At 64.7% G+C, this 25,148-nt stretch carries 21 protein-coding genes; 14 read left to right on the top strand and 7 right to left on the bottom strand.

Annotated features, from left to right (window positions below; genetic code table 11):
- Positions 1-41: 41 nt before the first annotated feature.
- From QRN59_RS02665 to QRN59_RS02685, 5 genes are all read left to right on the top strand, one after another.
- Positions 42-482, top strand: coding sequence for a YbjQ family protein (locus QRN59_RS02665; protein ID WP_284980965.1), 441 nt, complete (start codon positions 42-44; stop codon positions 480-482).
- Between the two features lie 37 nt (positions 483-519).
- The gene (locus tag QRN59_RS02670) at positions 520-1,188 is read left to right on the top strand and encodes a TetR/AcrR family transcriptional regulator (protein ID WP_284980966.1); all 669 of its coding nucleotides are present in this window, start codon (positions 520-522) and stop codon (positions 1,186-1,188) included.
- A gap of 43 nt (positions 1,189-1,231) precedes the next feature.
- Positions 1,232-3,754 (top strand): MMPL family transporter, encoded by a 2,523-nt coding sequence (locus QRN59_RS02675; RefSeq protein WP_284980967.1) that lies wholly within the window; start codon positions 1,232-1,234, stop codon positions 3,752-3,754.
- A 203-nt stretch (positions 3,755-3,957) separates the two neighbouring features.
- Complete coding sequence (locus tag QRN59_RS02680; RefSeq protein ID WP_284980968.1) at positions 3,958-4,632, top strand: Maf family protein; 675 nt, start codon at positions 3,958-3,960, stop codon at positions 4,630-4,632.
- Positions 4,633-4,781: 149 nt separating this feature from the next.
- On the top strand, positions 4,782-6,590 hold the full coding sequence (locus tag QRN59_RS02685) for an acetyl/propionyl/methylcrotonyl-CoA carboxylase subunit alpha (RefSeq protein WP_284980969.1): 1,809 nt from the start codon (positions 4,782-4,784) through the stop codon (positions 6,588-6,590).
- A 91-nt stretch (positions 6,591-6,681) separates the two neighbouring features.
- On the opposite strand, the gene QRN59_RS02690 is transcribed toward QRN59_RS02685, so the two are convergent.
- Positions 6,682-8,091 carry an MFS transporter gene (locus QRN59_RS02690; protein WP_284981305.1) on the bottom strand — a complete coding sequence of 470 codons (1,410 nt, stop codon included), beginning with the start codon at positions 8,089-8,091 and terminating at the stop codon, positions 6,682-6,684.
- A 291-nt stretch (positions 8,092-8,382) separates the two neighbouring features.
- Here QRN59_RS02690 and QRN59_RS02695 point away from each other — a divergent pair, with 291 nt between their 5' ends.
- The 3 genes from QRN59_RS02695 to QRN59_RS02705 are packed head-to-tail and all read left to right on the top strand — an operon-like array spanning position 8,383 to position 13,599.
- Positions 8,383-9,789 (top strand): MFS transporter, encoded by a 1,407-nt coding sequence (locus QRN59_RS02695; protein ID WP_502871014.1) that lies wholly within the window; start codon positions 8,383-8,385, stop codon positions 9,787-9,789.
- Position 9,790: 1 nt separating this feature from the next.
- Positions 9,791-12,040, top strand: coding sequence for a molybdopterin oxidoreductase family protein (locus QRN59_RS02700; RefSeq protein ID WP_284980970.1), 2,250 nt, complete (start codon positions 9,791-9,793; stop codon positions 12,038-12,040).
- Entirely contained in the window at positions 12,037-13,599 is a 1,563-nt protein-coding gene (locus QRN59_RS02705; RefSeq protein WP_284980971.1) for an FAD-dependent oxidoreductase, read from the top strand. The genes QRN59_RS02700 and QRN59_RS02705 overlap by 4 nt, the downstream gene beginning before the upstream one ends.
- A gap of 25 nt (positions 13,600-13,624) precedes the next feature.
- Here QRN59_RS02705 and QRN59_RS02710 read toward each other — a convergent pair whose 3' ends face one another.
- From QRN59_RS02710 to QRN59_RS02725, 4 genes are all read right to left on the bottom strand, one after another.
- Positions 13,625-14,110: a GNAT family N-acetyltransferase gene (locus QRN59_RS02710; protein WP_284980972.1), complete on the bottom strand. Its 486-nt coding sequence runs from the start codon at positions 14,108-14,110 to the stop codon at positions 13,625-13,627.
- A 10-nt stretch (positions 14,111-14,120) separates the two neighbouring features.
- On the bottom strand, positions 14,121-14,879 hold the full coding sequence (locus QRN59_RS02715) for a tyrosine-protein phosphatase (protein WP_284980973.1): 759 nt from the start codon (positions 14,877-14,879) through the stop codon (positions 14,121-14,123).
- A gap of 18 nt (positions 14,880-14,897) precedes the next feature.
- Positions 14,898-15,086, bottom strand: a complete 189-nt coding sequence (locus QRN59_RS02720; protein ID WP_284980974.1) for a hypothetical protein — start codon at positions 15,084-15,086, stop codon at positions 14,898-14,900.
- 156 nt (positions 15,087-15,242) lie between these two features.
- Positions 15,243-17,087, bottom strand: a complete 1,845-nt coding sequence (locus tag QRN59_RS02725) for an HNH endonuclease signature motif containing protein (protein WP_284980975.1) — start codon at positions 17,085-17,087, stop codon at positions 15,243-15,245.
- A gap of 113 nt (positions 17,088-17,200) precedes the next feature.
- Between QRN59_RS02725 and QRN59_RS02730 the strand changes: the two genes are divergently transcribed.
- On the top strand, positions 17,201-17,467 hold the full coding sequence (locus QRN59_RS02730; RefSeq protein ID WP_236816425.1) for a type II toxin-antitoxin system Phd/YefM family antitoxin: 267 nt from the start codon (positions 17,201-17,203) through the stop codon (positions 17,465-17,467).
- Positions 17,464-17,721: a type II toxin-antitoxin system RelE family toxin gene (locus tag QRN59_RS02735; protein ID WP_284980976.1), complete on the top strand. Its 258-nt coding sequence runs from the start codon at positions 17,464-17,466 to the stop codon at positions 17,719-17,721. The genes QRN59_RS02730 and QRN59_RS02735 overlap by 4 nt, the downstream gene beginning before the upstream one ends.
- A gap of 24 nt (positions 17,722-17,745) precedes the next feature.
- On the opposite strand, the gene QRN59_RS02740 is transcribed toward QRN59_RS02735, so the two are convergent.
- Positions 17,746-18,732 (bottom strand): S66 family peptidase, encoded by a 987-nt coding sequence (locus QRN59_RS02740; protein ID WP_284980977.1) that lies wholly within the window; start codon positions 18,730-18,732, stop codon positions 17,746-17,748.
- 42 nt (positions 18,733-18,774) lie between these two features.
- Positions 18,775-20,190, bottom strand: a complete 1,416-nt coding sequence (locus QRN59_RS02745; protein ID WP_284980978.1) for an NAD(P)H-quinone dehydrogenase — start codon at positions 20,188-20,190, stop codon at positions 18,775-18,777.
- 146 nt (positions 20,191-20,336) lie between these two features.
- On the opposite strand from QRN59_RS02745, the gene QRN59_RS02750 reads away from it, so the two are divergent.
- The 4 genes from QRN59_RS02750 to QRN59_RS02765 all read left to right on the top strand — a co-directional run bounded on the left by QRN59_RS02750 (position 20,337) and on the right by QRN59_RS02765 (position 25,043).
- The gene (locus QRN59_RS02750; protein ID WP_236816417.1) at positions 20,337-21,137 is read left to right on the top strand and encodes a purine-nucleoside phosphorylase; all 801 of its coding nucleotides are present in this window, start codon (positions 20,337-20,339) and stop codon (positions 21,135-21,137) included.
- Positions 21,138-21,241: 104 nt separating this feature from the next.
- Positions 21,242-21,847, top strand: a complete 606-nt coding sequence (locus tag QRN59_RS02755; RefSeq protein ID WP_284980979.1) for a hypothetical protein — start codon at positions 21,242-21,244, stop codon at positions 21,845-21,847.
- Between the two features lie 116 nt (positions 21,848-21,963).
- Positions 21,964-22,698 (top strand): YcnI family copper-binding membrane protein, encoded by a 735-nt coding sequence (locus tag QRN59_RS02760; RefSeq protein WP_284980980.1) that lies wholly within the window; start codon positions 21,964-21,966, stop codon positions 22,696-22,698.
- 740 nt (positions 22,699-23,438) lie between these two features.
- A complete protein-coding gene (locus QRN59_RS02765) occupies positions 23,439-25,043 on the top strand; it encodes a glycoside hydrolase family 68 protein (protein ID WP_284980981.1) in 1,605 nt (534 codons plus the stop codon).
- The last annotated feature ends 105 nt before the right edge of the window (positions 25,044-25,148 follow it).

Consider the following 25,148-nt stretch of genomic DNA (forward strand, 5'->3'; position numbering starts at 1 on the left):
TTTAACCGTGGGAAACGGTGGATTCTGGATAGGCTCTGTCCATGCTGATAGTCACCTCAAACAAGATTCCGGGCCACAGGATCGACGCCGTATTCGGCGAAGTCATGGGCCTCACCGTCCGCTCCCGGGATCTCGGCTCCCAAATGATTGCCGGTTTCCGCTCCCTCGGCGGCGGCGAGCTGCCCGAAATGACCAAGGCGCTTTATGAAAGCCGCCAGGAAGTCATGGCCCGTATGGTCAACGAGGCACAGCAGCGCGGCGCCAACGCAATCGTCGCCATGCGCTTCGACACGTCCGAGATGGGCGGCAACTGGACCGAGGTGTGCGCCTACGGCACCGCCGTGTTCGCCATCCCCCTGGCCGAAGGCGAGCCCGGCGCCACAGGCCAGTCCATCTACTTGACGAGCACCGCCGCCCAGCAGCCCGAGCAGTCCACGACGTCGCCCGCGCCCCAGGAACACACGGCACCGCCGGAGATTTAACTTGCCCTGAGTGCAAAGTTGCACTTAGTGTAAGTACGTGACAACTTCCGACACCGCCACTGTCCCCTCGCGCCGGGAACAGAACAAACTGGCCACCCGCCAAGCGATCACGGACGCAGCCCTTGCCATGTTGCGCAGCAGGGGCGCCGCCAATTTCACCGTGGAAGATATCGCGGAAGCGGCCGGCGTATCCCGGCGCACCTTCTTCAATTACTTCCCGAGCCTCGAAGCGGCCCTGGCCTCAGTGACCGAGGGCTTCCTGGACCATGCCCTCGAACAGTTCCGCCTGCGCCCTTCGGACGAACCCATCCTCGATTCCGCCCGGGCCGCCCTCGCGGCGCTGGCTGACCCCATGACGGTTTCCCCCATGGCCGAACTCTTCAGCCTGACCCACGACAACCGTGCCCTGGTGCGTTCCGAACTCGAAGCCTGGGACCACTGCACCACGCAGATCATCGACGCCGCCCGCCTTCGCCTCGGCCCGGATGTCGATGAGCTCTATTTACGGGCCTTGGCCGGGTCCATCATTTCCTGCGGCAAGGCAGCCATGAGCGTCTGGTTCGAACAACACGGCCCGGATCTTTCCCCCGAATCCCTCGCAAGCTTGCGGCAGCACTTGATCGACGCGATTGGCCTGCTCGGTTCAGGCTTCGCGGCACCGGTCCCTCGAAGTCCCGGCGTCGCGCGGCACTCCGCCCGCGACTGATCCACAACACTCGGCATAACCACACCGACAGATCGGTTCCGATATGGCACTCCTGCTCTACCGCCTTGGCAAGTTCTCCTACCGTCACCGCTGGCTGGTGATCTCCCTCTGGCTGGCCGTGCTCGTGGCCGTCGGCGGCTCCGCAGCCGCCTTCCACGGCACCATGTCCAACAACTTCCAGATTCCCGGCACCGAGACCCAGCAGATGCTGGACAAGCTCAAGAAGGACCTTCCGGCCTCCTCGGGTGGCTCCGCGGGGATCGTCTTCGAAGCCGGCGACGCCGGATTCAACCAAGCCGGCAAGGACGCCATTGCGTCGGCCCTCTCCCGGCTGGAAAAACTGCCGGATGTGCAGTCCACGGTCAACCCCTTCACAACCCAAGCCACGTTGGACAAGGCGCCGTCCGATCTTGCTGCCGGGGAACAGAAGGTGGCCGCCGGGCAGGCCGAACTGGACAAGGCCCGGGCCACGCTCGACGCAGGTGATGCCCAACTCAAGGCCGCCGAACAGCAAATGACCGCTGCGGGCATGCCTGCTGCGCAGATCCAGGCCCAACTCGCCCGGCAGAAGGCCGAACTTCTCGCTGGCCGCCAAAAGCTCGATGCCGGCCAGAAGCAAGCAACTGATGGTGCCGCCGCCCTCGCGTTGGTCAAGCGCCAGGTGACAGCTTCCCAAGGCATGCGTTTCGTCTCCGAAGACGGCAAAGCGGCGATCGCCCAGGTCCAGTTCAAGACCTCCATCAACGGATTGACCCCCGCAGTCCGGCAACAAGTCCAGGACATCGTCCACGGCGTCTCCTCAGCAGGTGTCACGGCCTTGGCCAGCAAGGAAATCACCGAGGACGTCTCGCAGTTGTTCGGCGTCTCCGAAATCATCGGCATCGCTGTGGCCGCCATCGCCCTCATCGTGATGCTGGGAACGCTTGTCGCCGCGGGCTTGCCCCTCCTGATGGCGATCATTGGCGTGGCCGTGGGCGTCGGCGGAACGTTTGCCCTCACCGGCGTCATCGACATGAGCTCCATTTCCCCGATGCTCGCGCTCATGCTGGGCCTCGCCGTCGGAATCGATTACTCGCTCTTCATCGTCAACCGCCACCGTGGGCAATTGCTTGCGGGGATGGACGCGGAGGAATCCGTGGCCCTCGCCACCGGCACCTCAGGCAACGCCGTTCTCTTCGCGGGCCTCACTGTCGTCATCGCGCTTGCCGCATTGGTCGTTCCGGGGCTCCCGTTCCTGGCCGTCATGGGCCTGTCGGCCGCCGCGACGGTGGCAGTCGCCGTCGTCGTCTCCCTCACACTGACCCCGGCGGTGCTATCGCTGGTGGGCCGCAAACTGATCTCGAAGCGGACGTGGGCCAAGGCCGAGCGCCACAACGCGGAGCCGGAGCACGCCTCTGCGGACCGCGCCGAGGACCAGCGCCGGAGCAGCCGAGGGTGGGGCGGGCTCGTGACCCGGCACCCGGTGGTTTCGCTCCTTGCCGGCGTCGTGCTGCTCGGGGTGCTCGCCCTCCCTGCCTCCCAGCTGCGCCTCGCTTTGCCCGACGGCGGTTCGGAACCGGTCGACTCGCAAGCGTTCAAGGCCTATGACCTCACACGAAAGAGCTTCGGAGAGGGCATGACCGGTCCCATCGTGGTTGTCGGCACGTTCCCGTCCGGGCTCAGCGACGACCAGGCCAAGACCAAGCAGTTCGACGTGGCCGACAAGCTGCGCAGCGTCGACAACGTCATGGCAGCCGTTCCGGTAGCCCTCAGCCCGGATCACCGGACGGCCATCTTCCAGGTCATCCCCAAGGACGGCCCCGCGAGTGCCAGCACCGTCCAGGTGGTCTCGGAACTGCGTGCGAAGGGTTCCGAAATCCAGCAAGCCACAGGAGCCACCATTGGATTGACGGGGCAGACGGCCGGCAACATCGATGTCTCCGCGAAGCTCGGTGCCGCGTTGCCGCCTTACTTGGCGATCGTCGTCGGGCTCTCGCTGGTCCTCCTGCTGCTGGTGTTCCGCTCGATCGTCGTTCCGCTGCTCGCCACCGGCGGCTTCCTGCTCTCGCTCGCGGCAGCGTTCGGCGCCGTGGTGGCCGTGTACCAGTGGGGCTGGCTGGGTACCGTGTTCGACGTGCCCAATCCCGGAGCCGTGCTGAGCTTCCTGCCGATCATCCTGATTGGTGTGCTGTTCGGCCTGGCCATGGACTACCAGGTGTTCATCACCTCTGGCATGCGCGAGTCGTTCATGCACGGTGAGAATGCGAAGCAGGCAGTCCGAAGCGGCTTTAGCCATGCCGCAGCCGTGGTCACCGCCGCCGCGATCATCATGGTCAGCGTGTTTGCCGGCTTCATCTTCAGCCACCTGACCATGGTCCGGCCGCTCGGTTTCGCGATGGCGTTCGGCGTGCTCGTGGATGCGTTCGTGGTGCGGATGACCATCGTTCCGGCCGTGATGTACCTGTTGGGCGACAAAGCCTGGTGGCTGCCGCGCTGGCTGTCCCGGATCCTGCCCGACGTCGACGTCGAAGGCGCCAAGTTGCAGCGCACGACGGCGGCAGGCGGGGCCAAGGAGCTGGTGCACTAAGCGTCTGGTCGCCTTAGCGGCGGGCGTCGGTTCTGTGTTCAGAACCGACGCCCGCTCACCTTTAACGCGCTTTTCCCAAACGCCCGCTCACCTATGTTCAAGGAGCATGTCCACCTGGGCGGCACAAGTGAGCGAGCGTCCGGCCAAACACCCACACAAGTGAGCGAGCGTCCGGGGGCGGGGCCGCATACTACGCTTGAGCCGTGACCCGATTGATCCTGGCTTCCCAGTCCCCCGCCCGCACCAAGCTCCTCACGGAGGCCGGCATCCACCACGAAGTGCTCGTCTCGGACGTGGACGAGGACGCCGTGCAAGCCCGGTATGGCGTGACCGACGCGCATGACACCGCGCTCCTCCTGGCCCGTGCCAAGGCCGAGGCCGTCGCGTCCCTTCCTGACGCAGAGGGGGCCCTCGTGATCGGCTGCGATTCCGTGTTCGAGTTCGACGGCGAATCGCACGGGAAGCCGTACACGGTGGACGTGGCCAAGGCACGGATGCTGCGCATGAGCGGCTCCAAGGGCGTGCTTCACACCGGGCACTGGCTCGTGGACTGCCGCGAAACCGCAGCGGACGTGAACGACGGCGAGACGGCCGTCGGCACCGGAGCAACAGTCGGCGCCGTGTCCAGCGCAGAAGTCCACTTTGCCGAGATGAGCGAGAAGGACATCGACGCCTACATCGCGACCGGCGAGCCCTTGCACTGCGCCGGTTCGTTTACGATCGACGGCTTGGGCGGGGCCTTCATCCGCAAGGTCGACGGCGACCCGCACGCCGTCGTCGGGCTGTCCATATCGACCCTCCGCGATCTGCTCGGGCAGGCGAACGTCGGAATCACCGAACTGTGGACCCAAAACGGCTCCGAAGCGAGCAGCGAATAGGGACGGTCCGGGGCGCCGGCCCGCCTGCCGGTTTCCGGGCTTTGTAGCAACCCTACAAAGACAGGCCGTCTCACACACGGAATCCCCCATCAATATGGGCGGAACCCTCAAAATCACGCTAGGCTCCCTGAAGGACAGAAGGAGTCAACTTGTCAGCTAATCCGGCGCAGCCCATTTCCAGCCCTCTCACCAAGGTCTTGATCGCCAACCGAGGCGAAATCGCGGTCCGCATTATCCGCGCAGCACGGGACGAAGGCATCGCTTCCGTGGCCGTCTATGCAGACCCCGATCGCGACGCCCTGCACGTCCGGCTGGCAGATGAGGCATACGCGCTGGGCGGCAACACCGCTGCTGAGTCGTACCTCGTGATGGACAAGTTGATCGAGGTGGCCAAGCAGTCGGGTGCGGACGCCATCCACCCCGGTTATGGCTTCCTCGCCGAGAACGCCGAGTTTGCCGCCAAGGTCATCGACGCCGGCATCACCTGGATCGGCCCGTCCCCGGACGCCATCTCCGCACTGGGCGACAAGGTGCAGGCCCGCCACATCGCCGAAAAGGTCGGCGCTCCCCTGGTTCCCGGCACGGCCGACCCCGTGGAATCCGCTGACGAGATCCTGGCCTTCGCCCAGGAGTTCGGGCTCCCGATCGCCATCAAGGCCGCCTACGGTGGCGGCGGCCGCGGCATCAAGGTGGCCCGCACCATCGAAGAAATCCCTGAGCTTTTCGAGTCCGCAGTGCGCGAGGCCATTGCCGCCTTCGGCCGCGGCGAGTGCTTCATCGAGCGCTTCCTTGATTCCCCGCGCCACGTCGAGACGCAGTGCCTGGCCGACGCTTACGGAAACGTCGTTGTTGTCTCCACCCGCGACTGCTCCCTCCAGCGCCGCAACCAGAAGCTGGTGGAAGAAGCCCCGGCGCCGTTCCTGAGCCCCGAGCAGAACGAGCGACTGTACGAGTCTTCCAAGGCCATCCTGAAAGAGGCCGGCTACCTGGGCGCGGGAACGTGCGAATTCCTCGTGGGCCAGGACGGCATCATCTCCTTCCTTGAGGTCAATACACGACTTCAAGTGGAGCACTGTGTTTCAGAGGAAGTAACGGGCCTCGACCTGGTCCGCGAGCAGTTCCGCATCGCCCGCGGCGAAAAGCTCGGCTATGGCGATCCTGAGGTCCGCGGCCATTCCTTTGAATTCCGCATCACCGGCGAAGACCCGGGCCGCAACTTCATGCCTGCACCGGGAACCGTCAGCACCCTGAAGAACCCGACGGGTCCGGGTGTCCGCATCGATTCCGGCATCGAACAGGGCGACGTCATCAGCGGGAACTTCGATTCCATGCTGTCCAAGCTGATCGTCACAGGTGCCAGCCGCGAACAGGCCCTCCAGCGTTCCCGCCGGGCCCTTGAGGAAATGGTGGTTGAGGGCATCCCCACCGTCATTCCTTTCGACCTCGCGGTGGTAACCGACCCCGCGTTCGCTCCGGCCGAAGGCCCGTTCAAGGTGCACACGCGCTGGATCGAGACCGAGTTCGTCAATAACATCCCCGCGTGGACGCCTACCGGAACCGGAACAGAAGCCGCCGACGCCGGTGAGCGCCAGCGCGTCGTCGTCGAGGTTGGCGGCAAGCGGCTGGAAGTCGTCCTTCCCGCGACTCTCGGCTCGGTTTCCTCGGTTGCCAGCACAAGCACCAAGGGCGCGAAGGTCAAGAAGCGTTCCCGCTCGGCGGGCGCCACAGCTGCTGTAGCGGGCGGTAACGCCCTCACCTCGCCGATGCAGGGCACCATCGTCAAGGTGGCAGTAGCCGCCGGCGATGTGGTTGCCGAGGGCGATCTGATCGTGGTCCTCGAAGCCATGAAGATGGAACAGCCCCTCACCGCCCACAAGGCCGGCACCATCCACGGGCTGGTGGCCAAGGCAGGCGAAACCGTCTCCGCAGGCGCCGTCATCGCGACGATCGAAGACTAAGACGATCGAAGACTAAGCAGCGCAAATGGCTCCGGCCCCGCACCATTGGTGCGGGGCCGGAGCCATTTAACTGGAGCCTGTTAATACAGGATCAAGCTACGTTGTTCTCGTAGTCCGTGTCCTTGGTTTCCTTGGACAGGAACAGGGCCACGAGCGTCAGGACCGCCATGGCGCTCAGGTAGACGCCCACCAGGACCGTGCTTCCCTTGGCCGATTCCCAGAGCCAGACGGCGATGAACGGAGCCACAGCCGCGCCGAGGATGCTGGACATGTTGTAGCTGACTGCGGATCCGGTGTAGCGGACGTTGGTGGGGAACAGTTCCGGAAGCAGCGCACCCATGGGGCCGAAGGTGAGGCCCATCAGCGTGAAGCCGATGATCAGCAACCCCATGGTCCCCACGAAGCCGCCACTGAACAACGGCACGAAGAGCAAACCGAATACCAGGATGCCCGCCGTCACAGCGAGGAGCATCTTGCGTCGGCCGTACTTTTCGGCCAGCGGACCGGCCACCAGGGTGAAAATGCCGAAGAAGACGACGCCGGCAATCAGCATCCAGAGGAAGTCGTTGCGGCTGAAGCCCAGGCCTGGGACGAACGCAGCTGCGGCCGCGTCGGTCATGGGCTTTCCGGCCTTGACCGCTGCGGCTTGTGCGCCCGCCAGGGTGGGCTTGGTGCCGTAGGTCAGCGTGAACGTGGTCATCAGGTAGAACAGCACGTACGTCGCAAGCATGATGAAAGTACCGAGGATCAGCGGGCGCCAGCTTTTCTTGAACACGCGGCCGATGGGCAGCTTGGCTACTTCGTTCGACTCCAGCACCTTGGTGAAGGCGGGAGTCTCAATGAGCTTGAGGCGCACATAGAGGCCGAGGATCACCATGACGGCACTGAGCAGGAACGGCACGCGCCAGCCCCAGGCGGTGAAAGCCTCGGGAGTCAAGGTGTAGCTGAAGACCAGGAAGATGATGTTGGCCAGGATGAAGCCGATCGGCGCACCCATCTGCGGAAATGTTCCGTAGATGGCGCGTTTGTTGGCCGGCGCGTTTTCCGTTGCGAGCAGCGCGGCGCCGCTCCACTCGCCACCGAGGGCCAGGCCTTGGGCGAAACGCAGGACGACCAGCAACGTGGGGGCCAGGAAGGTCCAGCCGGGGACCTGCGCCGTGGGGAGGCAACCGATCAGGAACGTGGCAATCCCCATGGTCAGCAGGGACGCAACCAGGGTGCCCTTGCGACCGAACTTGTCACCGAAGTGGCCGAAAATGATGGAGCCGAGCGGCCGGGCGACGAAGGCGACACCGAACACTGCGAAGGAGCTCAGCAGCTGGGTGGTTTCGTCAGCCGTCGGGAAGAAGAGTTTGGGAAAGACGAGCACGGCTGCGGTGGCATAGACGTAGAAATCGTAGAACTCGATGGACGTGCCAATGAGGCTGGCAAAGATCACGCGTCCCCGCGAGTTGACCGGCTTGACTGACTCGCTTTCCTTGGATTCAGCGATGGAAGGCATGTAGTGGTTGCTTTCGTTCACGCCGGCCCGGCGTTCCTGAGCCTGCCGGCAAGATTATTGAGACTTCAATAATAGTTCCCGGCATCCACCAAATGGACAATCAAGTCCAGCATGCGGACGCTTTGGAAAGTCTCATTCTGTGGTCCGCACCACAACAACCTCACCATCGCCTCACCCACCGGTGACCCCCTCCGATAGGCAAATGTCACAGCACGTTTACAAACCGCGACGGTCTGCGAAACGCGCCATCCCTAACGTGGAAGAACAACGTCCCCACAAAGGAGGCACTCCGTGACAGTTGACCGAAGCACCGAAATCCTCACCAACGAGCAGGCGCCCACCACCCTCGTCCCCGAGCTTGAACACCGCCCTGGCCGCTGGATTGCCAACTGGGATGCAGAGAACAAGGAGCAGTGGGAAGCTGCTGGCCGTTCCATCGCCAAGCGCAACCTGTACTGGTCCATCTTCGCCGAATTCCTCGGCTTCGTCGTCTGGCAGCTCTGGTCGATCGTCGTCGTCCAGCTCCCGGCAGCAGGCTTCAAGTTCGACACCAACCAGATCTTCTGGCTCATCTCGATCCCGAGCCTGGTCGGTGCCACCCTGCGCATCCCCTACACCTTCATGGTTCCAAGGTTCGGTGGCCGCAACTGGACCATCGTCTCGGCCCTCCTGCTGCTGATCCCGACGGCGGGCCTCGCCCTCTGTGTCTCGACCCCCGGCACGCCGTTCGGCGTCATGCTGCTGGTAGCGGGCCTCGCAGGCTTCGGTGGAGGCAACTTCGCCAGCTCGATGGCAAACATCACCTTCTTCTACCCTGCCCGTGAAAAGGGCTGGGCGCTGGGCCTGAACGCCGCGGGCGGCAACCTCGGTGCCGCCGTCGCGCAGCTCGTCGTCCCGATCGCCGTCACCCTCCTGGCCGCCGGCACCGTCAACCTGCCCATGGCCGGCCTCATCTGGATTCCCCTCATCCTTGTCGCCGCGTTCGGCGCGTGGAAGTACATGAACAACCTCACGAGCGCCAAGGGTGATGTCGCAGGCTCGATCGCCGCGCTCAAGGAGCCGCACCTGTGGATCATGGCCTTCCTGTACATCGGCACCTTCGGCTCGTTCATCGGCTTCTCCGGGGTCTTCCCCAAGCTCATCAAGGACTACTTCCCGGCCTTCTCCTCCATGCACCTCGGCGCAGTTGTCCTCTCGCTCGCCTTCCTTGGCCCGCTGGTCGGCTCCCTTGCCCGGCCTTACGGTGGACGCATGGCCGACCGCATGGGCGGAGCCCGGATGACCGTCACGGCGTTCGCGGCGATGGCCATCATCACCTTGACCATGATCTGGACCCTTCCGCTCAAGAACTTCTGGCTCTTCCTGGTCCTGTTCCTCTTCCTCTTCACGGCAAGCGGCTTTGGAAACGGCGCCACCTACCGCATGATTCCGGTCATCTTCGCCACGTCCAGCCGGGCCGCACGCTCCGGGGCCAGCGCCGCCAGCACGGCACGCCTCGCGTCTTCCTCCCTCGGCCTGATCTCGGCGATCGGCGCCTACGGCGGATTCGTCATCCCCCAGGTGCTCAACGCATCCAGCGCTTCCGGCTCCTACACCCCCGCGTTCTATGGCTTCGTCGGCGCCTACGTGCTGATGCTCGTCGTCTGCTGGGCCTGCTACCTCCGGAAGGCCAACCGCAACGCGATGGGACACATCTAATATGCCCAATGGCGCCAACACCCACTGCCCGTATTGTGCGCTGCAGTGCGCCATGACCCTGACCCCGGCAGCGCCCACTGCGCAGCCGGGGTTGGGGGTTGCGCAGCCGGGGTCAGACCCCGCCCCCGCAGCAAAGGCCCTTCCCCCACTGGAAGTGTCCGGCCGCGACTTCCCCACCAACCGGGGCGGGCTGTGCCGCAAGGGCTGGACATCGGCGTCGTTGTTGAACCACACCGGACGCGTCACCGAACCCATGCTCAAAGGGTCCGACGGCGTCCACCGGCCGGTCACGTGGGACCAGGCACTCATGCTGGTCACCGGAGCCGTCAAGCAGACCCGCGAGCAATACGGGCCCGACGCCGTCGGCGTGTTCGGCGGCGGCGGACTCACCAATGAGAAGGCCTACCAGTTGGGCAAGTTCGCCCGCTTGGCGCTGGGAACCTCGCGCATCGACTACAACGGACGTTTCTGCATGTCTTCCGCTGCGGCAGCGGGAAACCGCGCGTTCGGCGTGGACCGCGGCCTCCCGTTCCCCGTGGAGGACCTTGATTCGGCGAACGTTATCTTCCTTCTCGGCTCCAATGTCGCCGAGACCATGCCGCCGTTCGTCCAGCACCTCCAGGGCGCGCGCGATTCCGGCGGGTTGATCGTGGCCGATCCCCGCCGTTCGGCGACGGCCGCATTCACCGGCGACGGCGGCGGCATCCACTTGCAGCCGACCCCGAGAACGGACCTCGCCCTGCTGTTGGGCATCTCCCACGTAGTGGTCCACGAAGGCCTTGCCGACACCGAATACCTCCAGGACCGCACCACCGGATACCCGGCAATCGTTCGTAGCCTCGCCGCTTTCTGGCCGGAGCGCGTCCAGTCGATCACCGGAGTGCCCGCCACGCTCATCCGGGACACTGCACGCCGCCTCGCCGACGGCGCCCGGCGCGGCGGCAGCTACATCCTGACCGGCCGCGGAGTCGAGCAGCACGTCGATGGCACGGACACCGCCACGGCCGCGATCAACCTCAGCCTCCTTCTCGGACTGCCGGGCTCATCCCGCAGCGGCTACGGCACGCTGACGGGCCAAGGCAACGGCCAGGGTGGCCGCGAGCACGGGCAGAAGGCCGACCAGCTCCCCGGCTACCGCAAGATCACCGATCCCGCCGCCCGCGCCCACGTCGCCAAGGTGTGGGGCGTGGACGAATCCCTCATTCCCGGCCCCGGCCTGCCCGCAGTGGAGCTGTTGAAGTCCTTGGGACAGCCCGACGGCGTCCGTTGCCTTTTCGTGCACGGCGCCAACGTGGCGGTGTCAGCCCCCGACGCCGGTGCGGTGCTCGAGGGCCTGCGCAGCCTGGATTTCCTGGTTGTCTGCGACTTCTTCATGTCCGAGACCGCACTGGAAGCCGACCTCGTCCTCCCGGTCACCCAATGGGCCGAGGAAGAAGGCACCCTGACCAACCTCGAGGGCCGCGTGCTCCGGCGCCGGAAGGCGCTCACTCCTCCCCCGGGCGTCCGCAGCGAATTGTGGCTCATGGCCCGGCTCGCCGAATCCCTCGACGCACCCTCCACCTTCAGCGACGATCCCGAGACCGTCTTCGAGGAGCTCCGGCTCGCCTCGGCCGGCGGCTTGGCCGACTACTCCGGAATCGACTACGCCATGCTGGATCGCGGAGAGGCCGCCTATTGGCCCTATCCCACCGGCAGTTCGGGAACGCCGCGGCTCTTCCTCGACAGCTTCGCGCACGCCGGCGGACGCGCGGTGATGGTCCCGGTGGCGCCGCAGAAGCGGTCCCGGCGATCCGCCGTCGTCGGCTCCGATCCAGATCCGCTGACCCTCGTCACCGGGCGATTGCTGGAACATTACCAATCAGGCGCCCAGACCCGCCGCGTGGCCGAACTCGCGGCCGCGCAGCCGGAGGCCCTCCTGCAGATCCACCCAGCGACGGCGGCCGTCAGGGACATCTCCGGCGGCGACTTTGTCCGGGTCTCCAACGAGCGCGGAGAGGTCCTGTGCAAGGTGGAGCTCAGCAACAGCATCCGGACGGACACCGTCTTCCTGCCTTTCCATTTCCCTGGACTGGGCAGCGCCAACCGTCTCACTGAAGCGGTCACGGATCCTATTTCCGGAATGCCGGAGTTCAAGACCAGCACGGTCTGGGTCCGGAAGGCGGCACGAGCAAATATCGAATCGGTGTTGGCTGCCCAGTTGGCTGTGCCAGCGGCGGCCGGCTTGTCAATGCAGGTCAAGGAGGCATCGTGAGCGAGCGCATTGTGGTGGTCGGGTTCGGACCGGTCGCGGCCCGGCTGGTGGATGAGTTGTTGCCCGCCGTGCGCAGCGGCCTTGTCCAGTTGCTTGTCGTCGGGCAGGAAGCCGAAGCCGCGTACAACCGCGTCATGGTGGCGGAACTCGGCGTAGGGCGGACCACCGCCGAGGCCCTCGCGATGGCGGACGCCACCGATTTGGCGACCGACGGCGTCGAGGTCCGGCTGGGCGTCACCGTCAAACGCATCGACCGTGCCCGCCAACAGCTTGTCCTTTCGGACGGGACCACGCCCCCCTACGATCGCTTGGTGTTCGCCACCGGTTCGAGGCCCGTTATTCCGAACCTCACCGGTATCAACCCTGATCCTTCGCACCCGGTGCTCCCTTTAGGGGTGACGGCCCTCCGCGACCTTCGCGACGCCGCGCAATTGCGCGACGCCGTGACTGCCGGCAAGCGCGTGATCGTCCTTGGGGGTGGCGTGCTTGGCCTCGAAACGGCCCTGGCCGCGGCAGAAGAAGGCGCCCTCACCACAGTGGTGCACAACGGTTCCTTCCCCCTGGGCCGCAATATCGACCGCGGCGGTGGAGCCGTCCTCGCGGCGAGCTTGCGAAACAGCGGGATCACCATGGTGGGCAATGCCCGCTCCACAGCGGTGGAGCACAATGGCCCCCACGGCATGTTTTCCGCCCTGGTGCTCAACGATGGATCAAGGATCGAGGGCGACCTTCTTGTCCTTTCTTGTGGCGTTCGCCCGCGGATCGAGCTGGCCGAAGGTTGTGGGCTCCCCGCGGCCACCGGCATCCTGGTGGATCACCACCTGCGGACCTACCACGAGCCGCACATGTTCGCGATCGGCGACTGCGCCGAAGTCCGCTGCGCCGATATCGAGTGTGCCGAATGCCGCACCGCACTGGGTCCTTCCGGCCTGGTGGGGCCGGGCTGGCGCCAGGCCGAGTGGCTTGCCGAGTACCTGCTCCTCCTAGCCGAGGGCGGCCAGGCCGCGGCCGACACGTTGGCCCCCCTGCCGCAGGAGAAGCCCGGCGTCGTAGTCCTGAAGGCACGCGGCATCAACCTGGCCGTTGCCGGCGACAACAGCGCCGAACCCTGGGATGACGAGCTGTTGTCCGTCGGGATCTCCGAGGGAATGCCACGGCGCCAGGTGGCCCAATGGGCCGATCCGGAACACGGCCGCTACGTCAAAATGACGACGCGCGGCGGCGCACTCGAGGCACTCGTGACCGTAGGCATGCCGCGGACGGCCGCGGAACTCGTGATGCTCTTCGAACGCGGCTCCGAACTTCCGGCAGACCGTTCACTCCTGCTGCGGCTGGACGGTCCGGACCAGCTCGATTCTTCTGCTTCGAATGATGATCCGCAGCGCACTGTTTGCCGCTGCGCGGGCGTCAGCGGTGCGAGCATCGAGGAAGCCGTGCTGGATGGCTGCTCCTCCGTGCCGGAGGTTTCCAAAGCAACCCGCGCGGGGACCGGGTGCGGCGGGTGCCACGGGGACATCAAGGGGATTATTGAACGGCATTTCCAGGGGGTTGCGGCGTAAGGGGTTTGGGCGTCTCCCTACAGTTTCAATAGCAGGGTGTCCGAGCCTCCGTTCCGGCCCACCCGAACGAACCCGAGCCGCTCGTACAGATCCCGGGCGCGATTGCCGTCCTCCACGCTGAGCTGATACCTCGCAGTCCGCGAGATTGTCCTAGCGCAATGAGTGTAGTCATGAGCGCTGTGCCGGTGCCCGCTCCCCGAAGCCCGGGTACGACGCCGATGGTTAGTTCCGGTATATCCGTCGCCACGAAGCCGTAACCGGCGTCGTCGGCGGGGAAGACGCGGCACCATGCGGCCCCGATTCCTTTCCCACTCCCGGTCTCGGCGACAACACCGAAGTCCCCCGGGCGGGGCCAGCCCTCGACGTAGTGCGAGAGTTCCGGGTCGTTCATGAGTTGTTGGCGCGTGAACTGCTCACTCCCGCGCCAATTCGCTGCTTCAAAGCAGGCAGCCCATAGTGTCGATGTGTCTTCGGCGGTCGCTTCCCGGACTTTGATTGCCGCGGTTTCCATAATTGCCACCCTATTCCGCCGGGTTTGCGGGTGTGATCGCGCCGCGCCACGTGAAGAGGGCCTTCCGGTCCTCGTCGGTGAAGTCTGCGGCGTCGAGGAAGGCTTGGAGATCGAATTTTGCCAAGGCGTTCCGGAACGCGCCTTCGGTTGTTGTGCCATGTTGCCGGCACAATTCCTCGAGCATGGGTTCAGCGTTGTTTCGGTTGCTGCTGGCTGCTCGGACATCACCTAACCTGACGGATTCCAGATAGTCATCGATGATGCATTCGGGGTCGGTGCCGATTGCATGAAGCAGAGCCATGGCAACTAGGCCCGTCCTGTCCCTGCCTCCCATGCAATGGAAGAGGACTCCTCCTGCCGGCGCGTTGAGTACCTCCGTTATGGCTGTACCGGCCCGTTCGGGCATGGCTGCAAGGTGCGGGAGGAAGTAAATCGCTGTGCCCACTAGGCCGTTGTCCCAGTAGTCCGCCCAGAACCCTTTGTCTTCCAGGCCGTCAAGGTCAACGTGGATCGTGGTGAGCCAATCAGGCCGTTCCCGGGTATCTGTTTTGCGTTCCCGTTGCTGACGGAGATCCACCACGGTGTGTATCCCGGCATCGTAGACCTGTTGCCATCCGTTCCCGGTGATGCAATCGACGTTCTCGCTCCGGAAGAAGACGCCGCGTGGAGTGACCGTCCCGTCTGTGCGCTTCAGACCCCCTAGGTCGCGTCCGTTGACCAGCCCGTCCACTTTGAGTGTGCGATCTTCGTTCTTTTTCAAATCCCCCATGCCCCTAGTCAATCGGAGCTAGGCCTCCGAAGAGCCACGACCGCGTCGATTTGCACCTTGGCGCCCAAAGGCAGAGCCGATACCTGAAGCATCCTCGGCTATGTACGGCAGCACGCGCTCGATGTCATGTGTGTTGTTGGCCGCTTCGTACCCGCGCATTACAGCCATGAGCTCGTCGACGAGCATCCCCCGGTTTCGAATCTCCATCCCCTACTCTTGCACAGCCACTCTTGCCAGCCGTCGAGGACCTCTACAGCGCAGGACGTTGCGGCCGGGGTAAGTTTCGGGGCTGCGCGGAATTACATGGGCGTCCAGTTAGCGTCCAATTCTCGCCCACCTTGGCACGCGTACCGAGGAACTTCGTCACACGTGGAAGTAACGGTTCTTGCGTGGTTGTTGGCGTGGGTCGATGTGGGGAGGCGGGATGAACCAAGGCACGCCCGTTTGGACTTGGATGTGCCACTCTTCCTTGTGAATCAGATGGTGGTGGTGACTGCAGAGCAAGACACCATTGCCGACACTGGTAGGCCCGCCCCGGGACCAGTACTCGATGTGGTGGGCTTCGCACCACGGGGCCGGCATCGTGCACGAAGGAAACGCGCAGCCTTTGTCCCTAGCAGTGATGGCCTTCCGGATGTGGGCGGGGAAGATCCTGGAGGCGCGGCCTATGTCAAGCACTTGGCCTTCCCCGCCGAGGACAACGGGGATGATATCGGCGTCGCAGCCGATCTTCCGCAACGTGGCCGCGGGGACCGGACCAGTGAAAGTAAAGGTCCCCGTGCTCGTTTGCGGCTGTGATTGCCCGAACAGCGCCAATTGCCGGTACGGCAGCGACCCGACGGCGTGCCCGGGTTGTTCAGATTGCCCGAGGAACGTGAGTTGCCCAGCGTCTTTGAGCGATGCCAGGAGGTTGCGGTGGTCGATGGTGGCCATGATCTGGGGGCGCTGGCCTCCGGACGCGGGCAGTGCCCCTGTGGCGAGGGCGATCTTGCAGGCGCCCAACAACCCGTCCAGGAGTTTCTGCGCCCGCGTGCGGCGATCCAGGGACACGGCGTCATCGAGTGAAACACCCGGTCGATCATTTGCCGGAGCGTTTGTCAGGTCATTCTCGTCCCCCGCGTCCACCTGGTTGTCCCCGGGGCCGGGCACCGGGGACGTGCGGGTCCGGGGATTGGTGGCGGTGTTCATGACGGTGACCAGGTGTTCGTATTGGTCCTGGGTGGCGAAGATTTCCAGATGCTGCAGCCCGTGTTTGGGTTTCCGGAGGAAGGCGCCCTGGAGGTGGCGCAGGGCTTCTTCGCTGGGTTCGGTACCGTCCTGGTCGATGGCTTCGGTCCAACGGCGGGCGATCCTGGCCAGGAAATCGACATCGTTCTCGGCCGCTGTCATGGTCAACGCATGTTCCATGTCCGCAGCTGCCTCGGGGCTGCACAGGGGCCGGACGCGTTCCAGCGCCATGGTGATCGTGGTGGCCGGACGGGACGCGATGCTCCCGCAAGCCAACGCCGCGGCCACTTCCCCGTACCGCGGCTGGATCCCTTGCCCCGTCAGGGAGCGTCCCGGCAGCAGATCCTCCGCCAAGGCAAGACGGCGGCGCGCCTCGGCCCCGCTGATCCGCAGCAGAGAGCGCAGGTGCTCGCCAGTGTTCCGGAACTCCCGGAACCCGGCGGCGGCGGACGTCGCGGCGAGACCGGCGTTCCCGACGTCGGCACTCGCCCCGGCTGCTCCGCCTTCAATTTCGGGGCTGCCGGGACCATCACTGGAGCCGTCCGCCCGAGTTTCGGCTCCCCAGCCGGTCGTCCAGCCAGTCGCGGCGGCCGGCTCCTGCTGCCGCACCCGGTGCAACCGCCCCGCGGCGACGACCTGCAAATAGTCCAGGGTGCGGGAGAGCTCCTCCACACCGACGGCAAACGCCGCGGAGTCCTGCAACCCCAGCGGCCCGACGTCGTCGACCGCCGTCCGCGCCAGCGACTGCAACGCCGCAAGAGCCCCCTCCAGAACCCGCTGCGGAGCACCGCGACCGCCGCCGTGATCCCCGGCTGAATCCTCGGGCGGATTCAACAGAGCGAGCCGGCGCAGTCCCGGCATTTGACCCGTGGCTGGACCGGCCGCCGTCACTATCCGCGGCTCGCGCACCTTATGGAAGACGACGAACCCGCCACCGGGCACAGCGCCCTGGCGGGTGGTGAGATGTCCGATCGCTTCCATGGCAATACTCTGCCAGCAGGCACTGACAAAATAGCCTGCCCATCTGGCACCTACGTTGTCGCCAGTTCTGTACGCTACGTACATTTTGCGGCATTAGCCGTAGCATCGAGTGCATGACCGACATAGCCATCACCGAAGCCCGGAACCATCTGGCAACCATTGTGGACACGGCACATCGTGAGCGCGAACCGGTATTCCTCACTCGCCGCGGAATTCGGGTCGCCGCAGTTATCGATTCCGCCGAACTTGAGCGCCTTCGTGAAGCCGCGGAAGAACTCGAAGACATCCGAGCAGTCGACCTGGCATGGGAAGAGATGGAACAGACCGGTCAGACGCCGATCCCGTGGGAGGACGTCAAGCGCGACCTTGGACTGACGTGAGCTACAACATCACGGTGCTGCCAGCCGCCCTTCGGCAGCTGCGCAAGCTTCCGCCCGAGGGCCGCCGCCGGGTCCAAGCAGCGATCGAGTTGCTGGCTGAGACACCGCAGCCGCCTGGCGCCAAGAAGCTGGCAGGACGGGTCGAGTGGCGGGTTCGTACGGGAGATTATCGGGTGCTCTACCGGATCGACGACGGCCGACTCGTGATCGTCGTCGTTCAGGCCGGCCATCGCCGGGAAATCTACCGGGAGTAAGTCCAGTTACAGATTTCAGAACTGTCAGTGGCGCGTGATCCTCAAACTGCTCGATTCACCGACCAACACTTCGGCCTCTCCACCGATCGGGAAAGTGAGCATTGGCGAGGTGTGGCCAAAATCGGCGTTGGCCAGCACCGGTAAGCCTGCAAGAACAGGGTGTTTGGCCACAATCAGGGCCAGCAGTTCCCTGGTCATTCGGCTTGCCTGCTGAAAGCGACCTATGACCAATCCACGGATGCCTTCTGCCCCCGGCGTCTGGAGGAGTGAAGCCAGATCCCGCGCAAATGTGGCTGGGTGGCTTTCGAAGTCGTCCTCCACGAACAGGAGTGCCCCTTCCAAGGACGGCATGTTCGTCGTTCCTTGCAGGAGATTCAGGGTGCAGAGGTTTCCGCCCACAATCCGGCCGATCGCAGTGCCAGCCTGCAGCGGCCACCAGCCATCGCTCGGAATCAGCGTTCGCCTGTCTTGGTCGCGGAACCATGTGTCGTCTGTCCATGCCCCGACCGGACGCATGTCCATGGTCGCCTCGCCAAACAACGCGTCCACAAACCAGGCGTGGCTCTCCTCGAAATGGTCCCTCATGCCAAACGTGGACCAGTGCGGCCCGGAGTATGTCACAAGTCCGGTTTTTGCATAGATGGCGTTTTGAAGAGCCGTGATGTCCGAATAGCCGCACAGGATCTTCGGATTCGCCGCGATGAGATCCCAGTGGAGGTATGGAAGCAATTCGTTGCTGCTGAATCCACCGATCACGGTCAGGATTCCGGCGACGTCCGGATCCGAGAAAGCCGCATGAAGATCATCGACGCGTGACTGCACTGACGACGAAAGAAGCCCGTCCGCTTCGTCCACGTGTTCCCCGAAGGAAAGCCGCAGACCCATCTCCGCGAATCGCCTCTCGATATGGGTCGTATTGTCGTGCTCCATGACCATAGCGCGGCTCAAAGCGGGAGCAACAACGCGCACCAGGTCACCGCGACGAAATTTGGGCGGGTAAACAGAAGCCATGTGCTCGACGCTAGCAAACGCAGCGCAAGCCAGAGCCATGCCCTACATATGAACGTGCAACCGTCGCGCCGCTTCGGAGATGGATCCGGTGAGCGACGGGTACACGGTAAAGGTGCTCGCGAGGTCGTCGACGTGCAGTTTCTGCTTCACCGCAACGGCAATCGGGAAGATGAGTTCGGAGGCGTTCGGTCCGACGACGACGCCGCCGATCACGGTGCCTGAACCCTTGCGCGCGATGATCTTGACGAAGCCATCCTTGGAGTTGCGCATCTTGGCGCGGGCGTTGCTCAGCAGGGAGAGCATGACGACGTCGCCCTGGTACTTGCCGGATTCGAGGTCGGCTTCAGAGACGCCCACAGAGGCGATTTCCGGTGAAGTGAAAATGTTGGAGGCCACTTGGTGGAGCTTGATCGGCATGACCGCGTCGCCCAGGAAGTGCGCAACAGCAATGCGGCCCTGCATGGCCGCGACCGAGGCGAGGGCCAGGATCCCGGTACAGTCGCCAGCGGCGTAGATGTTCGGCGCGGTCGTGCGGGAGACGCCGTCGACCTTGATGTGGCCGGACTCCGTGACAGCGACGCCTGCCCCTTCCAGCCCGATTCCGGCCGTGTTGGGGATGGAGCCAACACAGACGAGGCAGTGGCTGCCCGAGACGGTGCTGCCGTCGCCGAGCGTCACCTTCACGCCGGCATCGGTCCTCTCAACGGCCTCCGCGCGTGAGCGGGACAAAACGCGCACGCCGCGGCGCTTGAAGACACCTTCGAGGACCTGGGCGGCGTCGGTGTCCGAGCCGGGCAGCACCTGGTCGCGACTCGAAATGAGGGTGACGTTCGAGCCAAGGCCGTTGTAGGCGGAAGCGAACTCGGCGCCGGTAACGCCGGAACCGACGACGATCAGGTCTTCCGGAAGTTCCTCGAGGTTGTAGATCTGTGCCCAGTTCAGGATGCGCTCACCGTCGGGCTTTGCCGTGGGCAATTCGCGGGGGTGCGCGCCTACGGCGAGAAGGATGGCGTCGGCCGTAATCGTCTTGATGCCGTCCGAGGTGATGACCTCGATGGTGTGGTTGTCCAGGAGCTTTCCGGAGCCCATCAGGATCTCGACGCCAAGGTGCTCAAGGCCCACCCGGATGTCGTCCGACTGCTCCCGCGCGAGGTGCATGACCCGGTCATTGATGTGGCCCAGATCGGCGCGCATGCCCGGCGCCACATCGCTGCCGTCGAAGGCGAACTTGACTCCCAGCTCCCCCGCCTCGCCGACGCGGGTCATGAGATCCGCCGTCGCTATCAGGGTCTTGGAAGGTACGACGTCGGTGAGGACGGCTGAGCCGCCGAGCCCGGCGCGCTCGATGAGGGTTACCCGCGCTCCCAGGTGCGCCGCGACCATGGCCGCTTCATATCCGCCTGGACCTCCGCCCAGGATCGCGATTCGTGGTGAGCTGAAGTCAGGATGCATGGTCACAATGTTCAATTCTCACTTAATGCCGGCCGACCTGCCACTAAGCCCCACCTGAGAACCCCCGCAGAGGCCCTTTGCCGTCCCCACCAGCGCCCTGTTCAACAGCGCGCGCGGCACTGTAGTTTGTACCAGTGAGTAACACAGAGCTGATGAACACAGACCCATTCGAGGCCGCCAAAGCTGCGGCCGACTACATCGCGGCGGAGACCGGCGTCGAATCCCACGACGTCGCGCTCGTGCTCGGCTCAGGCTGGGGCGCGGCCGCGGATCTCATAGGCGAAACGACGGCGACCCTCACTGCGTCGGAAGTTCCCGGCTTCCACGCTCCTGCCGTTGAAGGGCATGTGGGCACCATCCGCTCGGTCCTGACGAAGGAAGGCAAGCGAGCCCTCGTCCTCGGCGCGCGTACCCACTACTACGAAGGCAAAGGCGTTCGCGCAGTAGTCCACGGCGTGCGCACAGCCGCGGCCGCGGGATGCAAGACCTTGGTGGTGACCAACGGCTGCGGCGGCCTGAACGAAGCCTGGACCCCCGGCACTCCAGTGCTGATCAGTGACCATATCAACCTGACGGCGGCTTCACCCCTTGAAGGCGCCACCTTCGTCGACCTCACGGACCTGTACTCCTCCCGCATCCGTGGCCTGGCCCGCGAAGTGGATCCCACGCTCGACGAAGGCGTCTACGCCCAGTTCACGGGCCCGCACTACGAAACTCCGGCCGAGGTCCAATACGCCAAGCGAATCGGCGCGGATTTGGTGGGCATGTCCACCGCTTTGGAAGCCATCGCAGCCCGGCACGCAGGCATGGAGGTCTTCGGCATCTCCCTCGTGACCAACCTGGCCGCAGGCATCAGCCCGGTACCGCTGAGCCACCAGGAAGTGATCGAGGCGGGCCAGACAGCGGGCGCACGCATTTCGCGCCTCCTGGCGGACATCATCGCCAAGCTTTGATGTAGTAACCGGGGAGCAAGGGCTCCCCGGCTCCTCCTGAGTTCGTAGCACAGTAGAATTTGAGTGATTCTCCGCCGTAGCGCTCGACCCGGAAAGGACCGCCGATGACGACATCCGCGCCTTTCCGGTTTTTGCGAACGGGCCTGATCGGTTCAATCATTCTGGGCTTCGCCGCGGGTGGGCACCTGGCCGGCGGCGGAAGCCTTCCGGCACCAGCCATTTTGACGGCGCTCTGTGCCCTGACAATCCTCCCCGTCGCCATCCTGACGCGCGCCCGCCTGTCGCTGCCAGTCTTCGCAGGGCTGCTGGGGGCCGGGCAGCTCTGCCTTCACTGGGCGTTCTGTGCGCTGTCGGCGGCTTCCTCCGCGGCGCCCCTGCAGTCCGGGCATGCCGGACATGTTCCCTTGGCGCCGGCCTCGGAAACCGTGAGCGCCATCGCCTCGACCCACGCCGCGGCAAGCGACTGGCAAATGCTCGCGGCGCACACAGTCGCAACCTTGGGCACGGCGCTGGTGCTCGCACGCGGAGAACAAGCATTATGGGCCCTGGCGGCGTGGCTCCGCCCGTTGGTCCAACTGCCTGCTCCAAGAGCGGTCCAGCCACTTCGCGCCCCCGCTCCTTGCTCGGCCCCGGACGTGCGTCCTCGTGCCCTTCCCGGCCTTCGGCTTCCCTCGCGGCGCGGTCCACCAGCACTGGTGTCCGCCGCCTAAGACTCTTCCCTTTCACCTACGGGCAGGGACAGGCGGCAGATAGCTGCCTTCACCGGTCCGGACCTATGTCCGCCCCGGTCCCCAACCGTTTTCCTTTGTGAAAGGGCATCATTGCCATGAAGACCTCCCACCGCCGCACCCTCAAAACCGCCTGCGCGGCCACGATGGCTGCCGGGCTGCTCGCCTTCGGCGTCTCAGCCGCCTCCGCACACGTCAACGTCAATCCCGACGACCCCGCAGCGGGCGGCTACACCCACCTGACCTTCAACGTCCCCAACGAGTCCGCGACGGCCAAGACCAACAAACTCGAAGTCTCGCTCCCCAGCGACAAGCCCTTCAACTCGGTGTCGGTGAAGCCAGTCGAGGGCTGGACGGCCGAGCTCGTCACGACCACCCTGCCCAAACCCGTCACGGTCGCAGGGGCAACGGTGACCAAGGCGGTCAGTTCGGTGGTTTGGACCGCGGACGCCGCACACCAGATCGGGCAGGACGAATACCAGGCGTTCTCGATCTCCGTGGGTGTCCTGCCCGACGCCGGCACCACCATCACCCTGCCAGCGACCCAGACGTACACCGACGGCACGGTAGTGAAGTGGGACGAGAAAACCGTTGAGGGACAGCCCGAACCGGAGCACCCGGCTCCCGCTTTCGTGACGACTGCCAGTGACGCCACCGCATCCCCGGCTCCCACATCCTCCCCGTCCGTGACCCCGGCTCCGTCAGCTGCGACATCGACCACATCCAGTGATGCCGGATCCGCGGCGGGCTGGTTCGGCCTGGCCGCCGGCCTCATCGGCCTGGCCGCGGGCGTCACCGCCCTGGTGCGAACCCGCTCCACGAAGGCCAAATAGCCAGATCCCCGAAGACCCGAACTGCCCGCGCCGGCCCTCGGCGCGGGCAGTTTTGCATCCCGCATCGGACAGGAAACCTTGACATTGGGCCGCAAGAACGAGCCTGGGTTGGTCCGCCGAGGCCCGTCGGATTCTGCCGGATCATTCCGTCCCGCTCAGGCTGCGGCCGCGAGATTCCGGAGTGTCGTAGTTTGTCCATTCGAATGATCGAGCAAAATCCGACCCGACGCCACCGAAGCGAGATGGTGGAAACGGTCCAGGGTTGCTGGTCGGTTCACGCCACCCGATCCAGCCGACCACGCAGCACTCACCACGCAGCATGCGACAGGCGTCGTCACGGCAATTTTCCAACTACTGTCAAGTCAATTCGCCCCAGTGTTAATGGCGCGTGAATTTTTTGAATAAATCAGATTTATTCAGAAATATTTGACCCACTCCGCTTTCCATGGCACGCGCGCGGTGTAAAAATGTAAGCGCTTGCGCATAGATGTCTGACATGTGGACGATGGCCTCCCGGCCCGCTCGAAACACGAGTTGCAGCCGCATTCATTGCACGTCAAGCTTTGAACGGTCCCGGCAAGTCGACGTGTCAGGACAGAAGGATGGGGCTTCCTAAGAATCCCCCTCCGCCCGAGACGATGGCGTTCCTGACAACGCCATCGGTGTTACCGGGAACGCCGGAGTTCGGACAAGGGCTTATGCCTATTCCCCGTAGTCCAACCTCCGCGAGAAGAGCAAGCATGAAACCTCACTCAAACCCCAACAGGCCACGCCGCCGTCTGCGGTCGGCAGCCGCTTTTGCGGCCGCTGCCAGCGTGGCCGCCACGGTGCTCATGGCGTCCCCCGCTGCCCAGGCAAACCTGCCTGCCGACAAGCCGGCCACCACGATGCCGGCCCCCACACCGGGATTCCCGCTGCCGACGGTCCACACGCAAGAAGCCTTTGATCCCGCAGCAAGCTTCACGTCCAAGTGGACGCGGGCGGATGCCAAACAGATCATGGCCCAGAGCAACCCGAACGTGACTCCGGGCGAGAACTCCATGAGCCCCAACGTCACCATGCCGGAGATCCCCAAGGACTTCCCCGCCATGAACGACGACGTCTGGGTCTGGGACACGTGGTCCCTGACCGACCAGAACGCCAACCAAATCAGCTACAAGGGCTGGGACGTCATCTTCTCCCTCGTTGCCGATCGCCACGCAGGCTACGGCTTCGACCAGCGCCACTGGAATGCCCGCATCGGCTACTTCTTCCGCAAGACCAACGCCGACCCCGCGAAGGACAAGTGGAACTACGGCGGACACTTGTTCCTGGACAACACCTCCATCGGCAACACCGAATGGTCCGGCTCAACGCGCCTCATGCAGGGCGACCACGTGAACGTGTTCTACACGGCCACTACGTTCTATGACCGTGCAGAGCGCAACGCGGGCGGCGGCGGGATCGCTCCGGACGCAGTCATCGCCAAGGCCCTCGGAAACATCCACGCCGACAAGAACGGTGTGACCTTCGACGGCTTCCAGCACACCAAGCTGCTCGAGCCGGACGGAAAGCTCTACCAGACCAAGGCCCAGAACGCCGGCTTCGCCTTCCGCGACCCGTACACTTTCGAAGACCCGGCCCACCCCGGCCAGACCTTCATGGTCTTCGAAGGCAACACTGCCGGAAACCGCGGCGCCTACAAGTGCACGGATGCTGACCTTGGCTACCGCCCTGGCGATCCGCACGCCGAAAACACCAATACGGTGAACACCACCACCGGCTCGTGGTTCCAGACCGCGAGCGTCGGCCTGGCTGTCGCAGACAACAAGGACTTGACCCAGTGGCACTTCCTGCCGCCGATCCTATCCGCCAACTGCGTCAACGACCAGACTGAGCGCCCGCAGATCTTCATCCAGAACGAAAACGGCCAGAACAAGTACTACCTGTTCACCATCAGCCACCAGTTCACCTATGCCGATGGCATGCGTGGTCCCGACGGCGTTTACGGCTTCGTTGGCAACGGTGTCCGTTCGGACTTCCAGCCGGTGAACAACTCGGGACTCGCGCTCGGCTCGCCGACCGACTTGAACCTGCCCGCGAACAACCCGAGCGGCAGCCTGTCGGCGCAGCAGAACGGCCGTCAGTTCCAGGCCTACTCGCACTACGTGCAGCCGGGCGGCCTGGTGCAGTCATTCATCGACAACGTTGACGGCGTCCGTGGAGGGTCCCTCTCCCCCACGGTAAAGATCAACTTCGCCGGTGGCGTCACGCAGGTTGACCACAGCTTCGGCAAGAACGGCCTCGGCCCGTTCGGCTACCTCCCCACCAACGTCCGCGTCGGAGGGGAAGGCCTCTACAAGTAGGCCACCGTCAAAACCAGCCGGGCAGGCAGGGGATTTGCTGCCTGCCCGGCAACATGGGGCGCCCGGTTCACCCCGGGCGCCCCGCGCCACAACCCAGGAAGTCCC

The sequence above is a fragment of the Arthrobacter sp. efr-133-TYG-118 genome, assembly GCF_030209755.1.
Classification (GTDB): Bacteria; Actinomycetota; Actinomycetes; order Actinomycetales; family Micrococcaceae; genus Arthrobacter.

Excerpts from the sequence above, each read along its gene's own strand:
- QRN59_RS02665 (WP_284980965.1), top strand. The coding sequence starts at position 42 with ATGCTGATAGTCACCTCAAACAAGATTCCGGGCCACAGGATCGACGCC.
- QRN59_RS02675 (WP_284980967.1), top strand. The coding sequence starts at position 1,232 with ATGGCACTCCTGCTCTACCGCCTTGGCAAGTTCTCCTACCGTCACCGC.
- QRN59_RS02690 (WP_284981305.1), bottom strand. The coding sequence starts at position 8,091 with ATGCCTTCCATCGCTGAATCCAAGGAAAGCGAGTCAGTCAAGCCGGTC.
- QRN59_RS02700 (WP_284980970.1), top strand. The coding sequence starts at position 9,791 with ATGCCCAATGGCGCCAACACCCACTGCCCGTATTGTGCGCTGCAGTGC.
- QRN59_RS02710 (WP_284980972.1), bottom strand. The coding sequence starts at position 14,110 with ATGGAAACCGCGGCAATCAAAGTCCGGGAAGCGACCGCCGAAGACACA.
- QRN59_RS02715 (WP_284980973.1), bottom strand. The coding sequence starts at position 14,879 with ATGGGGGATTTGAAAAAGAACGAAGATCGCACACTCAAAGTGGACGGG.
- QRN59_RS02720 (WP_284980974.1), bottom strand. The coding sequence starts at position 15,086 with ATGGAGATTCGAAACCGGGGGATGCTCGTCGACGAGCTCATGGCTGTA.
- QRN59_RS02725 (WP_284980975.1), bottom strand. The coding sequence starts at position 17,087 with ATGGAAGCGATCGGACATCTCACCACCCGCCAGGGCGCTGTGCCCGGT.
- QRN59_RS02730 (WP_236816425.1), top strand. The coding sequence starts at position 17,201 with ATGACCGACATAGCCATCACCGAAGCCCGGAACCATCTGGCAACCATT.
- QRN59_RS02740 (WP_284980977.1), bottom strand. The coding sequence starts at position 18,732 with ATGGCTTCTGTTTACCCGCCCAAATTTCGTCGCGGTGACCTGGTGCGC.
- QRN59_RS02750 (WP_236816417.1), top strand. The coding sequence starts at position 20,337 with ATGAACACAGACCCATTCGAGGCCGCCAAAGCTGCGGCCGACTACATC.
- QRN59_RS02755 (WP_284980979.1), top strand. The coding sequence starts at position 21,242 with ATGACGACATCCGCGCCTTTCCGGTTTTTGCGAACGGGCCTGATCGGT.
- QRN59_RS02760 (WP_284980980.1), top strand. The coding sequence starts at position 21,964 with ATGAAGACCTCCCACCGCCGCACCCTCAAAACCGCCTGCGCGGCCACG.
- QRN59_RS02765 (WP_284980981.1), top strand. The coding sequence starts at position 23,439 with ATGAAACCTCACTCAAACCCCAACAGGCCACGCCGCCGTCTGCGGTCG.